The organism is Aeromonas sp. 1805, assembly GCF_013085525.1.
Taxonomy (GTDB): domain Bacteria; phylum Pseudomonadota; class Gammaproteobacteria; order Enterobacterales; family Aeromonadaceae; genus Aeromonas; species Aeromonas hydrophila.
Genome location: NZ_CP038515.1, coordinates 184,972 through 199,048, shown reverse-complemented (window position 1 = coordinate 199,048; position 14,077 = coordinate 184,972). Strand labels below are relative to the sequence as shown.

The following is a 14,077-nucleotide window of genomic DNA, read 5'->3' as shown; positions in this document are numbered from 1 at the left end:
TCCCACGAGGTGGCGCGCACAGGAGTGCATGTGAGCATCGAACAACCCATAACAACATCCGTCGCAACTCTGACCGCCGATGGCGTGGCCGCGCGCAACGAACGTGCCCGCGCCCATGCCCTGCAGCATACGGTCAAGACCGACAACCTGATCCCGGCCACCGTCTCTTACCAGAGTCAGGGGCGCCTGCTGCTGGTCGGCCCGGAAGACCGCATTCGCCGCGCCGCCAGCCTGCTGCCCCAAGGCGTGATGCCGACCCTGCTGGTGACCGAATCCGTTTATGACGCCGAGGCGGCGGATCTCGAGGCCATCTTCGAGGCTACCGCTGCCATGGATGCCCTGACCCTGCGCGAGCCGAGCCTGACTGGGTATCTCGGCCAGTTCCAGCTCACTGGCCTCAATGGTCAGGGTGAGCGTATTTCTCTGGCTGCGCTCTGTTTTCCACAACAAGCGACGGTCGGTAGCGAACCGCGTTTCGATCTGGTGGCCGATCTGGGCCGCGCCCCGCTCTTTGCGCTGGAGCGCCCACCGGTGGGTTATCTGCATCTGGCTGATGACGATGGGCTGGCCGCACGGCTTGCCGAGATCTGTGCGCTGACCGGTATCTTCGACAAGCCGCGCTATTTTCGCCTGGACCCCGAGGCCTGCGCCTTTACCGCCCGCGGCGTGCCCGGTTGCAGCCGCTGTCTCGATGTCTGCCCGACCGATGCGCTCAAGCCCATCAATGGCCGCATCCAGATCGATCCCCATCTCTGTCAGGGCTTTGGCAGCTGTGCCTCCGCCTGTCCGACCGGGGCGATTGGCTATCACCAGCCCGATGCCAACACCAGCGGCGACTACTTGTTCCGATTGATCAAGCACTACCGGGAGGCGGGGGGCGACGCGCCGCAACTGCTGATTGCCGGTGAAAGCGAGCGGGAATGGGTGGAAACGGAACTTACCCGTTTGCCCGCCAACTGGCTGCCGGTCTGGGTGGAGGAGAGCGCGAGTTTGGGTATCGAGAGCTGGTTTGCCGCCCTCGCCTATGGCGCCAGCGCGGTGCGCATTGCGCTCGGTGACGATGCTCCCGAGAGCGTTTGCGTGCTGGTTGAGCGGGAGCTGGCGAGCGCCGCTGTGCTCTTGACCGGCGCCGGTCTTGCTGCCGATCGCATCGGCCTGTTTAACCCGGATGTCGAACTAGGTAAGCCGATTTCCGGCCAGCCAGCCGCAGCCCTGCTGGACAAGCCGCTCAAAGGAGATAAACGGGAGAACCTGTTCGCCGCCTTCGATGCCCTCTGGCAAGCCAACAATGGCGGCCGCGAGCCGCTGGCTGTGCCCCACGGCGCCCCTTACGGCAGCGTGGAGCTCAAAGACGCTGACTGCACCCTCTGCATGGGCTGCGTGGCGGTCTGCCCGAGCCGCGCCCTGCATGCGGTGGGGCACACGCCCGGCCTCAACTTTATCGAGCAGGACTGCATCCAGTGCGGCATGTGCGAAAAGGCGTGCCCCGAGCAGGCCATCGTGCTGATGCCCCGCCTGCAACCTGTGCCCGAGGCGCGCCGCGCCGTGCAGAGCCTGAAAGCCGAAGAGGCTGCCTGCTGCATTCGCTGCTCCAAGCCGTTTGCGCCGGCCTCCCTTATCCGCCGCATCCAGCAAAAACTGGCCGGTCACTCCCACTTTCAGAACGAGGCTGCCCAGCGGCTGCTGATGTGCGAGGACTGCCGGGTCAAGGATGTGTTTGCGGCGCTGGCGGCGGATCCCGTCTCCCAGCTCAAGGTGTGAGGGGGCTCTGATGACTGAACAACGCAATGACTACCCGGAGGCGCCGGCAATGACCGACCTGGATCGCAATAGCGCCGACATGTACGCCCTGCTGGCGAGCCTCTGGCGCGCCGCCCCCCGTGGCGAGCAACTCGCCTGGCTGCAAGGGTTGCAGGCCATGCCCGGCCCCTTTGCCAGAGGGCTGGGGCTGGTGCAACTGGCGGCCAGCAGCCACCACGAGAATGAGCTTGCCGAGGAGTATCAGGATCTCTTTATCGGGCTGGGGCGCGGGGAGATCGTGCCGTTTGCCTCCTGGTATCTCACCGGCTCTTTGATGGAGCTGCCGCTGGCGGTGCTGCGCGCCGATCTCCAGTCGCTCGGTTTCGAGCGTCAGAGCGGGGTGTGCGAGCCGGAGGATCATCTGGCTGCCCTGTGCGAGGTGATGGCGGTGTTGATTGCCGAGCAGCACCCGGATCGCAACCGCTTCTATGAACGCCACCTTGCCCCCTGGGTACTCGCCTGCTGCCGCGATCAGCAACAGGCGAAAGGGGGCAGCTTCTACCGGGCGGTCGGGGCGCTTGCCGAAGACTTTTTCAAACTGGAACAGGAACTGCGCCTGCCCTTTGGCAGCCCGCTGGTGACGCAGCCATGACGCTGCGCCACCCACTCATAGCAAAACCGGCTCACCGCAGCCGACCATAACAACAGAGGTCACAGAAAGATGAGCGATGAACAACTGAAAGACCCGTCCCGCCGCAATCTGATCAAGGGGGTGGGGGTGGTTGCCACCATTGGTGTGCTGGCCGGTGCCACTGGCCGGGTGGTGGGCAAGGAGGTGCTGACCCACGACACCGAGCCGGACAAGGGCTATCGGGAGACCCCCCATGTTCACGACTTTTATCGCACCCTGCGCGGCACCGACTGAGCCGACTCAGTGAAGGAGAACTCATGAAACTGACGAAACGTGCCGAGCAGCCCCAGGCGGGCGAGCAGGGCAGCTTGCAAAGCAATGGGGCCGCTCGCGGTCAGGGGCTGACCCGCCGCGCCTTTATGGTCAACTCAAGTCTGGTGGCCGGCGGCGCCGTGGCCGCTGGCTGGCTGGCCCCAGCCATGATGCAGCGGGCCGAGGCCAAAACCGTAGCGGCCGACGTACCTGTCGAGGTGAAGCGCACCATCTGCTCCCACTGCTCTGTGGGTTGCGGCGTTTACGCCGAGGTGCAAAACGGCGTCTGGACCGGTCAGGAGCCGGCGTTTGATCACCCCTTCAACCTCGGCGGCCACTGCGCCAAGGGAGCGGCCCTGCGCGAGCACGGCCACGGCGAGCGTCGCCTCAAGTACCCGATGAAGCTGGTGGGCGGCAAGTGGCAGCGTCTGAGCTGGGAGCAGGCCATCGAAGAGGTGGGCAATGAAGTGCAGCGCCTTCGCAAGGAGTCCGGCCCCGACAGCGTCTACTGGCTCGGCTCCGCCAAGCACTCCAACGAGCAGGCCTACCTGTTTCGCAAGATGGCGTCCCTGTGGGGCACCAACAACGTGGATCACCAGGCACGGATCTGCCACTCCACCACGGTGGCCGGGGTCGCCAACACCTGGGGCTACGGCGCCATGACCAACAGCCTGAACGACATGCACAACAGCAAGTCGATCATGTTCATCGGTTCCAACCCGGCGGAGGCCCACCCGGTCGCCATGCAGCACATCCTGCTGGCAAAAGAGCGCAACGGCTGCAAGATCCTGGTGGTCGACCCGCGTCGCACCCGTACCGCCGCCAAGGCGGACATGTACCTCTCCCTGCGCCCGGGCACCGACGTCGCCTTTATCTGGGGCATGCTCTGGCACATCTTCAAGAACGGCTGGGAAGACAAGGAGTTCATCCGCACCCGCGTCTACGGCATGGACGAGGTGCAAAAAGAGGTGGCGCGCTGGACTCCGGCCGAAGTGGAGCGGGTGACCGGCCTCAACGAACAGCAGGTCCATGGCGCCGCCAAACTGCTGGCCGACAACCGCCCCGGCTGCGTGGTCTGGTGCATGGGCGGTACCCAGCACACCACCGGCAACAACAATACCCGCGCTTACTGCATCCTCGAACTGGCCCTCGGCAACGTGGGCAAGAGCGGGGCGGGCACCAACATCTTCCGTGGTCACGACAACGTGCAGGGCGCCACCGACTTTGGCGTCACCTCCGACTCATTGCCCGGTTACTACGGGCTGGAAGAGGGCTCCTGGAAGCACTGGGCCCGGGTGTGGGACGTCGATTACGAGTGGATCAAGGCCCGTTTCGACAACAAGGCCTACAACGGCAAACTGCCGATGAACAATAACGGCATTCCGGTCTCCCGCTGGGTGGACGGGGTGCTGGAGAACGCCGATCTCATCGAGCAGGGCTCCAACATCCGCGCCATGTTCTACTGGGGCCATGCGGTCAACTCCCAGACCCGTGGCCCCGAGATGAAGAAGGCGATGCAAAAGCTCGACATGATGGTGATTGTCGACCCGTACCCCACGGTCGCTGCCGTCATGAACGATCGCACCGACGGCGTCTACTTGTTGCCGGCCACCACCCAGTTCGAGACCTATGGTTCCGTCACCGCCACCAACCGCTCCATGCAGTGGCGCGACAAGGTGATAGAACCCCTGTTCGAATCCAAGGTGGACCACGAGATCATGTATCTCTTGAGCAAGAAGCTCGGCTTTGCCGATGAGCTGTTCAAGCACATCAAGGTGGAGAACAACGAGCCACTGCTGGAAGACATCACCCGCGAATACAACCGCGGCATGTGGAGCGTGGGCTACACCGGCCAGAGCCCGGAGCGGCTCAAGGCGCACCAGCAGAACTGGCACACCTTCCACAAGACCAACCTCAAGGCCGAGGGTGGCCCGGTCAGCGGCGAAGTGTACGGTCTGCCCTGGCCCTGCTGGGGCACCCCGGAGATGAAACACCCCGGCAGCCACATCCTCTACGACACCAGCATTCCGGTGTCGGAAGGGGGCGGCGGCTTCCGCGCCCGTTTCGGCATCGAGTATCAGGGCGTCTCGCTGCTGGCCGAAGACTCCTGGCCGAAGGGGAGCGAGGTGGAGGATGGCTATCCCGAGATCACCGCCGACCTGATGAAGCAGCTCGGCTGGTGGGATGAGCTGACCGAGGCCGAGAAAAAAGAGGCCGAGGGCAAGAACTGGAAGACCGACCTCTCCGGCGGCATCCAGCGGGTGGCCATCAAGCACGGCTTCGTGCCTTACGGCAACGCCAAGGCGCGCTGCGTGGTGTGGACCTTCCCGGATCAGGTGCCCAAGCACCGCGAGCCGCTCTACACCCCGCGCCGCGACTTGCTGGCCGACTACGCCACCTGGCCGGACGCCAAGAGCCTGTGGCGCCTGCCGACCCAGTATGCCTCGGTGCAGGAGAAGGACGTCAGCAAGGAGTTCCCGATCATCCTCACCTCCGGCCGTCTGGTGGAGTACGAGGGGGGCGGCGACGAGACCCGCTCCAACCCCTGGCTGGCTGAATTGCAGCAGGAGATGTTCGTCGAGATGAACCCGGCGGATGCCAACGACGTCGGCGTGCGCGACGGTCAGGATGTGTGGGTGGAGGGGCCGGAAGGGGGCCGGGTCAAGGTGAAGGCGCTGGTGACCCCGCGGGTCAAACCTGGGCTCGCCTTTATGCCGTTCCACTTCGGTGGCCACTTCGAGGGCCAGGATCTGCGCGCCAAATATCCGGAAGGGTCAGACCCCTATGTGCTGGGGGAGTCGGTCAACATAGTCACCACCTATGGCTATGACCCGGTTACCCAGATGCAGGAGACCAAGGTCACCCTGTGCCGTTTTCGCCAAGTAGGAGCCTGATCTCATGGCCAGAATGAAATTCATGTGTGACACCAAGCGCTGCATCGAGTGCAACGGCTGTGTGACGGCGTGCAAGAACGAGAACGACGATGCCCTGGAGTGGGGCATCCAGCGTCGCCGGGTGGTGACCCTCAACGACGGTCTGCCGGGGGAGACCTCCATCTCGGTCGCCTGCATGCACTGCACCGACGCCCCCTGCATGGCGGTCTGCCCGGCCGACTGCTTCTATCACACCGACGACGGCATCGTGCTGCACAACAAGGATCTCTGCATCGGTTGCGGCTACTGCCTGTTTGCCTGCCCGTTCGGGGCGCCCCAGTTCCCGAAGACCGCCGCCTTTGGCGATCGGGGCAAGATGGACAAGTGCACCTTCTGCGCCGGCGGCCCGGAAGAGGATCACAGCGAGGCGGAGCGCCAGAAGTACGGAGCCAACCGCATCGCCGAGGGCAAGCTGCCCATGTGTGCCGAGCTCTGCTCCACCAAGGCGCTGCTGGCGGGGGATGCGCAGGTCATCTCCGACATCTTCCGCGAGCGGGTCGCCTATCGCGGCGCCAAGGAAGCGGGTTGGGGCAGTGGTGAAGAGCTGTTTTACGACGCCAGCAAGGCGGGCAAGGGAGGGGCGGCATGAAAACCTGGCTAATGGCCCTGTTTGCCGCCCTGCTGCTGGTGAGTACCGCCAGCTTCGCCGACGCAGAGAAAGAGGCGGTCGGTTTTGCTGGCGCCGACTACTGGCGGGCGGTGAAGGACGGGCAGGAGGGGGTGACCACCTCCCGCTCGCCGGAGCACGGGGTGCTCATCTCGGTGCCGGGCCAGCTCTGGTTCGAGGTGAAGACCAAGTGGGTGTCGCCGCTCGGTGCCATCGCCATCTTCGGCTCCCTGGCCATGTGCGGCCTGATGTACTGGGCGGTGGGGCCGACCAAGCTCTCCAAGCCGCGCACCGGGCGCAAGCTCAAGCGCTGGAGCCGGCTCGATCGGGCGCTGCACTGGAGCACGGCAGGGATGTTCCTGACCCTGTCCGGGTCGGGGCTGGCCATCATCTACGGCAAGCACTTCATCAAGCCGGTGGTGAGCATCGGGGTGTGGGAGAACTGGATCTGGTTCGCCAAGGTGTTCCACAACTACGTGGGGCCGCTCTTCTTCCTCTGCCTGATGGGAGTGCTCATCAAGTGGTTTCGCCACAACATCGTCAACATGGTGGACGTGCGCTGGTTCATGAAGGCGGGCGGCATGCTGGGGCCCCACAAGGGGAGTCACCCCTCGGCGGGCTTCTCCAACGGTGGCGAGAAGGCGATCTTCTGGCTGCTGATCTGGTTTGGCGGCATCGTCGTGGCGACCGGGCTGTTTCTGGACTTCCCCATCTTCGGCCAGCTGCGCCGCCAGATGGAGTGGGCCAGCTTCATCCACATCGTAGGCGCCCTGATCCTCATCTGCGGCTTCATCTTCCACATCTACATGGGCCTGTTCCAGCTGGAAGGGGCGCTGGAGGGGATGATCAGTGGTGAGGTGGACGAGACCTGGGCCAAGGAGCACCACGACCTCTGGTATGAAGAGGTGAAGCACCAGCTCGACGAGCCCAAGGCAGGCAAGTCAGGCTGAGGCTGACCGCGACATCAGGATGAAAGAGAAGGGGCGCTGCGGCGCCCCTTTGTTGTGTCTGCCGCTCAGAGCTGCGGCTGCAGCGGCAGCCGGATGCGGTAGCAGAGCCCCTCGCCGGGCGGGCTGGTGACGGTGAGCTGGCCGTGCAGGTTGTTCTCCACCAGGTTGTGGATGCGACAGGCGCTCAGCCCGCAGTGGCGGGCGTCACCGCGCAGGGTGGTGAAGAAGGGCTCGAACAGGTGGGCCAGCTGCTCGGCCGCCATGCCGGGGCCGTTGTCCCGGTAGATCAGCAGCAGCTCGTTGCCGGCCCGCTCCACCTGCAGGGAGAGGCGGTGCTCCCCCGGCCCCTTGAAGGCGTGCTCCATGCTGTTCTTGATGAGCTCCTGCACCAGGTCGAGAAACAGCGACTCGGGGGCGGTCAGGGTGACCTCCTCGCCGCCCAGATCGGCGTTGACCCTGGCGATGAGAAACTCGGGGGTGAAGGCCTGCAGCAGCTTGCGCAGGCTCTTCTGTACGGCGAAGGAGGTGGCGGGCAGCTCGGTCTGATCCCGGGTCAGCTCCTTGAAGCGGGTCACCAGCAGGGCGACCCGGCGCAGGCTGGATTCCACCAGCTCGTTGCCTTCCTTGATGTCGGTGAGCTGCTGCTGGAGCAGGCGCTGCCCCAGCATGCCGTTTTGCACCGCGTTGGCCAGCAGATCGCCGGCGCCGTGAATGAGGCTGGAGGCGGTGATGCCGATGCCGATGGGGGTGTTGATCTCGTGGGCGATGCCGGCGGTGAGCTGAAACAGGCTCTGGTAGAGCTGCACCTTGGCCTGCTGACGCCCCAGCTCCTTGAGACGTAGCTGGTTTTGCACCCGGGCCAACACCTCGAGCTGGTGGAACGGCTTGGAGACATAGTCGCAGCCGCCGGCCTGAAAGGCCTGCTCGAGCGCCCCGATCCCGCTGTTGGTGCTGATGAAGAGTACCGGCAGGCACCACTGGCCCGGCAGTTGCTTGATGCGGCGGCACGCCTCGTAACCGTCCATCACCGGCATGTTGATGTCCATCAGCACCAGATCGGGGGGGAACTCGGTGGCGGCATCCACCGCCTGCAGGCCGTCGGTGGCCTCCCGCACCCGGTAACCCGCCTCTTCCAGCAGACTGCGCAAGATGTAGCGGTTGGATGCCATGTCATCGACGATCAGGATTTCACTCATCTGTTTGTTCTCTCCTGCCCCCGGGAACCTCTCCCTGCCGGTGGCCTGCTGTTGAGCATAGTTGGCCGCTCTCTGTGGCGCGTGGCCGGTATGAGACCATTGCCCGCCTCGGCGCGGATTTTGGCCGCAGGGTATGCCCAAGCTCACAAAACTAAACAGGCAAACGTCATATGATTGATTTCATTATGAGTCTTGCTCTCCTGCCGAACGGCAATTTCACGTAAATCAAAGAGAATGACTATGGCTACCGGACAATATCTGCTGTGGAAAGATGCACAGGGACAAGATTTTCGCCCCGTTGCACTGACTGGCACCGATCTGCTCAACGATCGCAATCTCAACAAGGGCACCGCCTTTACCGAACAGGAACGCGCCGACTTCGAGCTCGACGGCCTGTTGCCTCCCCAGGTGCAAACCTTCGAAGCCCAGCTGGATCGGGTCTATCAGGGCTTTCTGAGCGCCTGCAGCGACATCGAGAAGTATCAGAACCTGCGGGCATTGCAGGATCGCAACGAGACCCTGTTCTACGCCCTGCTGGCGCGCCATGTGGAGGAGATGACCCCCATCATCTACACCCCGACCGTGGGCAAGGCGTGTCAGGAGTTCAGCCACCGCTACCAGAAGGCGCGCGGCCTCTACATCACCCCGAAGAACGTCGATGACATGGGCTCCCTGGCCCGTCAGCTGGATGCCAAATCGGTGCGCATCATCGTCGTGACCGACAGCCAGGGGATCCTGGGGATCGGTGACCAGGGGGTGGGCGGCATGGGCATTCCCATCGGCAAGCTCTCCCTCTATACCCTGGCTGCCGGCATTCACCCCGCCTGCTGCCTGCCCATTGCGCTCGACGTGGGCACCGACAATCAGGCGCTGCTGGATGATCCCATGTACCTGGGTCAGCCCCACAAGCGCATTCGCGGCAAGGAGTACGACGACTTCATCGACAAGTTCGTGGCCGGGGTCAAGCGCCACTTCCCGAACGCCGTGCTGCAGTGGGAGGACTTCAGCAAGTCCAACGCCTTCAACAATCTCTCCCGTTATCAGCAGTCGCTGCCGTCGTTCAACGACGACATCCAGGGTACCGGGGCCGTGGTGCTGGCGGGCATCATAGGGGCGGTCAAGGTCAAGGGCGAGACCCTGGGCCAGCAGAATTACCTGGTCTATGGCGCCGGTGCCGGCGGGGTGGGGGTGGCGGATCAGATCTGCGCGGGCATGATCCGCGAAGGGCTGGATCCGCAGGCGGCGCGCGATCGCATCTACATCCTGGATACCCAGGGGCTGGTGTGTGACAACCGCGAGGGGCTCGACGAGTACAAGCGTCGCTACGCCAAGCCGGGTCTGCTGCTGGCCGGCTGGGACACCGAGGTGCCCGGCAAGGCCAACCTGACCGACGTGCTGCGCCACGTGCCGATCACAGTGCTGCTGGGCACCAGCGGCTCGGGCGGCGCCTTCAAGGAGGAGCACGTGCAGCTGATGCAAAAACATTGCGCGCGCCCCATGGTGTTCCCGCTCTCCAACCCGACCGCCAACTGCGAGGCGCTGCCGGACGACATCTATCGCTGGAGCAAGGGCAAGGCCATCGTCGCCACCGGCAGTCCGTTCAAGGATGTGCACTATGAAGGGCAGGAGTTCCGGGTCGGCCAGGGCAACAACGTCTTCATCTTCCCGGGGGTGGGTCTGGCGGCCATCGTCAGCCAGATCCGCGAGATCACGCCGGACATTTTCACTACCGCCGCCTTTGCGCTGGCAGAGTGCGTGAGCGAGGTGGACCTGGCCAAGGGGGCCGTCTATCCGCGCATTCGCGAGCTGCGCAACATCTCGGTGCACGTGGCGACGGCGGTGCTCAAGGACATAGTGCGGCGGGATCCTTCCCATCCGCTGATCGGTCAGGATCTGCAGCAGCACATCCTCAACCACATGTGGGAGCCGGTCTATCTGCCCTATCGCCGGGTATAGACTACTTACCGGTGTTATTGACTCATTGATAGTAGAGGGGGGGGCATTGCCCCCTCTCTTTTTTGCAGCTCTTTTGCCTTGGTAGCCAAACTCGGCCGTCAAACAGTGAACCCGCATCATTGCAAGTCCAATCCCCTGCTTTTTCCCTCACTCGGCGTATAAAACATAACCCTGTTGTACTGGCGCTCAATAAACCAGGCAGAAAAACGATTGGCGTCGGCGATAAAAGTGCGTAAAATCGCTTCCTCGATGCTTGTAGCAACGAATCCCGCCTAAAAAGCCAGTTTCATGCCCTCCCCAAGCAGTAAGAGGCAACAAATGACGCCGAATGGCTCATTCAGTGCCTTGAAAAAGTCTTGTGATAACTGAAAAGTGTCAAATATCCCTGTCAGTTATCAAAAAATTAAGGACATCCATGTTTTCCTTAGTCAAGCAAAGTGTCGCCGGGCTGCAAATCCTGTTTGTCGCCTTCGGTGCCATGGTTCTGGTGCCCCTGCTCACCGGACTGAACCCCTCCATGGCCCTGCTTGGCGCCGGTGTGGGCACCCTGCTGTTCCAGCTCTGCACCCGCCGCCAGGTCCCGATTTTCCTCGGTTCCAGCTTTGCCTTCATCGCCCCCATCATTTACGCCACCCAGACCTGGGGCCTGCCCTCCACCATGTTCGGTCTGTTTGCCGCCGGTTTCATGTACTTCATCCTGGCCGCGCTCATTCGCGTGCGTGGGATGGGCTTCGTGCACAAGCTGCTGCCGCCGGTGGTGATTGGTCCGGTGATCATGGTGATCGGTCTGTCGGTCGCCCAGGTGGCCTGCAACATGGCGATGGGCCGCGCCGGTGGTGAACAGGTCGTGCCAGCCTCGGTTGCGCTGACCCTGGCCGGCATCTCGCTGGCGGTGACCCTGATTGCGGCGGTGTTCTGCAAGGGCTGGATCAAGCTCATCCCCATCCTCTCCGGTGTCATCGCCGGTTATGTGGCCGCCGTGCTGATGGGGCAGGTGAGCTTCGATGGCATGGTGAATGCCCCCTGGTTGGCGCTGCCCCACTTCGTGACCCCCGAGATCAACTGGGCTGCGGCGCTGTTCATGCTGCCGGTGGCCATCGCCCCCTGTATCGAACACATCGGCGGCGTGCTGGCCATCGGTGGCGTGACGGGCAAGGATTACACCAAGAACCCGGGTCTGCACCGTACCCTGGCCGGTGACGGCATCGGCGTCTGCTTCGCCGGCTTCATCGGTGGTCCCCCCGTCACCACCTATGCCGAAGTGACCGGCGCCGTGATGATCACTCGCAACTTCAACCCGGTGACCATGACCTGGGCCGCGGTGTTCGCCATCATTCTGGCCTTCTTCGGCAAGTTCAACGCCCTGCTCACCTCCATCCCGATGCCGGTGATGGGCGGCATCATGCTGCTGCTGTTCGGATCCATCGCCGCCATCGGTCTCAAGACCCTGGTGGAGTCCAAGGTGGATCTGGGGCTGTCGCGCAACATCGCCATCGTGGCCGTGACCCTGACCGTGGGTGTCGGTGCGCTGGAGATGAAGATCGGTGACTTCGCCCTGGCTGGCGTGGGCCTGGCCTCGGTGGCCGCCATCCTGCTCAACCTCATCCTGCCCCAGCACTCCGAAGAGGGGGCCATGGAGAGCGCCAAGGATTAAATCCCTGTGTTGACTTGCATTGAGATGATGAAAGAGAGGCCACCCCAGGGTGGCCTCTCTGTTTTGTCGATGCATCGGGCCCGAGGTCCAGAGCTCAGGGCGCCAGCGTCAACACCCGCACCCACATGGCCCCTTCGCCCACCGGCTGGCGTGCCTGCAGGGTCAGGGCGCCGCTGGCCGGATCGATGCGGTGCAGCGCCAGCTGGTGGGAGGCTTGCCCTGCCGCCAGCAGCCAGCGGCCCTGCCCGTCGATGGCAAAGCCGCGCGGCATGGTTTCGGTGGGGAAGTGGCCGACCACGCCGAGTTCGCCATCCGGCGCAATGGCGAACTGGGTCAGCAGGCTGCTGGCCCGCTCGCTGCTGTAGAGAAAGCGCCCATCCGGCGTCACGTGCAGATCCGCCCCCCAGTACTCCCCCTGATAACCGGCGGGCAGCATCTCCAGGCTCTGGCACAGTGTGATGCCGCCATTGGCGCTGCGCCGGTAGCGATTGATGGTGCAATCGAGCTCGTTCAGGCAATAGAGGTCGCCATTGCTTGGGTGCAGCGCCAGATGGCGCGGGCCGGCGCCGCTGGCGGTCTGCAGATCTCCCCGCGGATGGGGGCGCAGCCGACCCTCCCGACAGAGCACAAAGCGGCGGATACGGTCCTCCTTGAGGCAGGCGACCAGCACCTCCTGCTCGCCCTGGCCATCGGCGGCCAGCAGGGTGACCGAGTGGGCGGCCTGCAAGCCGTCGAGCTGCTGGTGGGGCGGCGCTGCCCGACCGGTGCTTCCGATGGCGGAGACGGTGACATGATTGAAGGCATAGGAGGCCGCCAGCAGGAAGCGGCCGTCGGCCGAGATGGCGGTGTGGGAGGCGCTGCCCGCCAGCGGCGCCGAGCTAGGCTCGCTGAGCCGGCCATCCACGCCAATCCGGTAGCTGATGAGCGCAAAATCGGGCCGTACGGCGGCATGGAGCCAGTACCCGTCCGGGCTGATCACCAGCGGCTGGACCTGGCCCGGGGTGTCGACCACCTGCAATGGCGCGAGCTCTCCGCTCCCGGCCAGGGCGAACACATGTATCTGCTGGCTGGCGGGGCTCGCCACATAAACGACCTGCTGCATCTGCTCTCTACTCCTTGTCATGGGCAACGGCGGTCATCTTATCCTCTTTCGGGCCCGCTCTGGCCTACTCTTTTGCCCGCCCCGGGCAGACCACCTGACGGGCCTTGAGGTGGTAGAGCTCCACCTGCGGGTGGCTGAAGAAGCCCACTTCCCACGGATTCTTCTGCACGAAGGCGGCGCGGATGGGCTCGAACAGCGGGTGATCCTGCGGGATCTGGTAGGCATCGGCGGCGATGATGGTGTAGTTCCACTCGATGGCGCGGGTGTAGGTGAACACCGCCCGCGAGTCGATGGCGAAGTGGCAGCGCCCGTCGCGCTTGAGCAACTGCGACTTGAAGGTCTCGGGGAAGGTGATGAAGAAGATGTCGTCCTCATCGGAGGAGAGAAACGCCAGCACTGTGGTGTGCGGCTGGGACTGGGCCCGGGTCACCAGCACCCCGATCTTGTTCTCCACTTCGCGCAGGTCAGGCACCGGCAGGCCGGTGAGCGGGGTGACCGGCAGCTCGCAGGCGGGACGTTCATCGGCCGGATGCTGATAGTCCGGCTGGGCGAAGCCATAGACCACCCGGTTGCCGTACCAGAGCTCGAACTGCAGCGGGGTGACCTGCACCTTGTCCGGGGCGGTTTTTGTTATCACCCCCTTGTAGGAGACTCGGTAGACGCTCAAGGAGGCATCGTACTCGTCGACCCCGGTGCGGTTGTCCAGATGCAGGGTGATCTTCTCCCCCACCGCCAGCTGGTGCCCCTTGGGAAAGTTCAGCTGCAGCTCGTCGCCGGCCTGGATCTCGACCCCGCAGATGTAGACGCCGGTCTCCTTGCTGGCGGGGTCGACATAGGTGGCGGCCACCCCGAGCAGGGGGGAGCCGAGAAAAGAGAGCAGAGAAGGTTGGGAACTCATTGGCGCACCTTGGCAAATGTGGGGGTTGGCCCCTCAGTGTATCGCGGCCAGCCTGGATTGGCAGACCCCCTCACTGGGGGGGTAAGCGCTTCAGGCTA

General features: G+C 64.0%; 11 protein-coding genes. 8 read left to right on the top strand and 3 right to left on the bottom strand.

The features are described from left to right. The first annotated feature begins 30 nt into the window (after positions 1–30). From E5E96_RS00830 to E5E96_RS00805, 6 genes are all read left to right on the top strand, one after another. The gene (locus E5E96_RS00830) at positions 31–1,761 is read left to right on the top strand and encodes a 4Fe-4S binding protein (protein WP_171281353.1); all 1,731 of its coding nucleotides are present in this window, start codon (positions 31–33) and stop codon (positions 1,759–1,761) included. Between the two features lie 10 nt (positions 1,762–1,771). Next, positions 1,772–2,392 (top strand): molecular chaperone, encoded by a 621-nt coding sequence (locus tag E5E96_RS00825; RefSeq protein WP_171281352.1) that lies wholly within the window; start codon positions 1,772–1,774, stop codon positions 2,390–2,392. Positions 2,393–2,461: 69 nt separating this feature from the next. After that, the gene (locus E5E96_RS00820) at positions 2,462–2,665 is read left to right on the top strand and encodes a transcriptional initiation protein Tat (protein WP_005303194.1); all 204 of its coding nucleotides are present in this window, start codon (positions 2,462–2,464) and stop codon (positions 2,663–2,665) included. 23 nt (positions 2,666–2,688) lie between these two features. Next, complete coding sequence (locus E5E96_RS00815; RefSeq protein ID WP_216368102.1) at positions 2,689–5,577, top strand: formate dehydrogenase subunit alpha; 2,889 nt, start codon at positions 2,689–2,691, stop codon at positions 5,575–5,577. Positions 5,578–5,581: 4 nt separating this feature from the next. Then, the gene (gene fdh3B, locus E5E96_RS00810; protein ID WP_011706855.1) at positions 5,582–6,205 is read left to right on the top strand and encodes a formate dehydrogenase FDH3 subunit beta; all 624 of its coding nucleotides are present in this window, start codon (positions 5,582–5,584) and stop codon (positions 6,203–6,205) included. Then, complete coding sequence (locus E5E96_RS00805; protein WP_043163617.1) at positions 6,202–7,173, top strand: formate dehydrogenase subunit gamma; 972 nt, start codon at positions 6,202–6,204, stop codon at positions 7,171–7,173. The genes fdh3B and E5E96_RS00805 overlap by 4 nt, the downstream gene beginning before the upstream one ends. A 65-nt stretch (positions 7,174–7,238) precedes the next feature. On the opposite strand, the gene E5E96_RS00800 is transcribed toward E5E96_RS00805, so the two are convergent. Further along, the gene (locus E5E96_RS00800; RefSeq protein WP_171281351.1) at positions 7,239–8,369 is read right to left on the bottom strand and encodes a hybrid sensor histidine kinase/response regulator; all 1,131 of its coding nucleotides are present in this window, start codon (positions 8,367–8,369) and stop codon (positions 7,239–7,241) included. A gap of 240 nt (positions 8,370–8,609) precedes the next feature. Here E5E96_RS00800 and E5E96_RS00795 point away from each other — a divergent pair, with 240 nt between their 5' ends. Beyond that, the gene (locus tag E5E96_RS00795; protein ID WP_011706852.1) at positions 8,610–10,325 is read left to right on the top strand and encodes an NAD-dependent malic enzyme; all 1,716 of its coding nucleotides are present in this window, start codon (positions 8,610–8,612) and stop codon (positions 10,323–10,325) included. A 415-nt stretch (positions 10,326–10,740) separates the two neighbouring features. After that, positions 10,741–11,979, top strand: coding sequence for a uracil-xanthine permease family protein (locus tag E5E96_RS00790; RefSeq protein ID WP_016351527.1), 1,239 nt, complete (start codon positions 10,741–10,743; stop codon positions 11,977–11,979). A gap of 94 nt (positions 11,980–12,073) precedes the next feature. Here the strand turns inward: E5E96_RS00790 and E5E96_RS00785 are convergent, their stop codons facing one another. Further along, positions 12,074–13,081, bottom strand: coding sequence for a beta-propeller fold lactonase family protein (locus E5E96_RS00785; RefSeq protein ID WP_171281350.1), 1,008 nt, complete (start codon positions 13,079–13,081; stop codon positions 12,074–12,076). 64 nt (positions 13,082–13,145) lie between these two features. After that, positions 13,146–13,979, bottom strand: a complete 834-nt coding sequence (locus tag E5E96_RS00780) for a hypothetical protein (RefSeq protein ID WP_171281349.1) — start codon at positions 13,977–13,979, stop codon at positions 13,146–13,148. Between the last annotated feature and the right edge of the window lie 98 nt (positions 13,980–14,077).

Excerpts from the sequence above, each read along its gene's own strand:
- E5E96_RS00825 (WP_171281352.1), top strand. The coding sequence starts at position 1,772 with ATGACTGAACAACGCAATGACTACCCGGAGGCGCCGGCAATGACCGAC.
- E5E96_RS00815 (WP_216368102.1), top strand. The coding sequence starts at position 2,689 with ATGAAACTGACGAAACGTGCCGAGCAGCCCCAGGCGGGCGAGCAGGGC.
- fdh3B (WP_011706855.1), top strand. The coding sequence starts at position 5,582 with ATGGCCAGAATGAAATTCATGTGTGACACCAAGCGCTGCATCGAGTGC.
- E5E96_RS00780 (WP_171281349.1), bottom strand. The coding sequence starts at position 13,979 with ATGAGTTCCCAACCTTCTCTGCTCTCTTTTCTCGGCTCCCCCCTGCTC.
- E5E96_RS00790 (WP_016351527.1), top strand. The coding sequence starts at position 10,741 with ATGTTTTCCTTAGTCAAGCAAAGTGTCGCCGGGCTGCAAATCCTGTTT.
- E5E96_RS00820 (WP_005303194.1), top strand. The coding sequence starts at position 2,462 with ATGAGCGATGAACAACTGAAAGACCCGTCCCGCCGCAATCTGATCAAG.
- E5E96_RS00805 (WP_043163617.1), top strand. The coding sequence starts at position 6,202 with ATGAAAACCTGGCTAATGGCCCTGTTTGCCGCCCTGCTGCTGGTGAGT.
- E5E96_RS00795 (WP_011706852.1), top strand. The coding sequence starts at position 8,610 with ATGGCTACCGGACAATATCTGCTGTGGAAAGATGCACAGGGACAAGAT.
- E5E96_RS00800 (WP_171281351.1), bottom strand. The coding sequence starts at position 8,369 with ATGAGTGAAATCCTGATCGTCGATGACATGGCATCCAACCGCTACATC.
- E5E96_RS00785 (WP_171281350.1), bottom strand. The coding sequence starts at position 13,081 with ATGCAGCAGGTCGTTTATGTGGCGAGCCCCGCCAGCCAGCAGATACAT.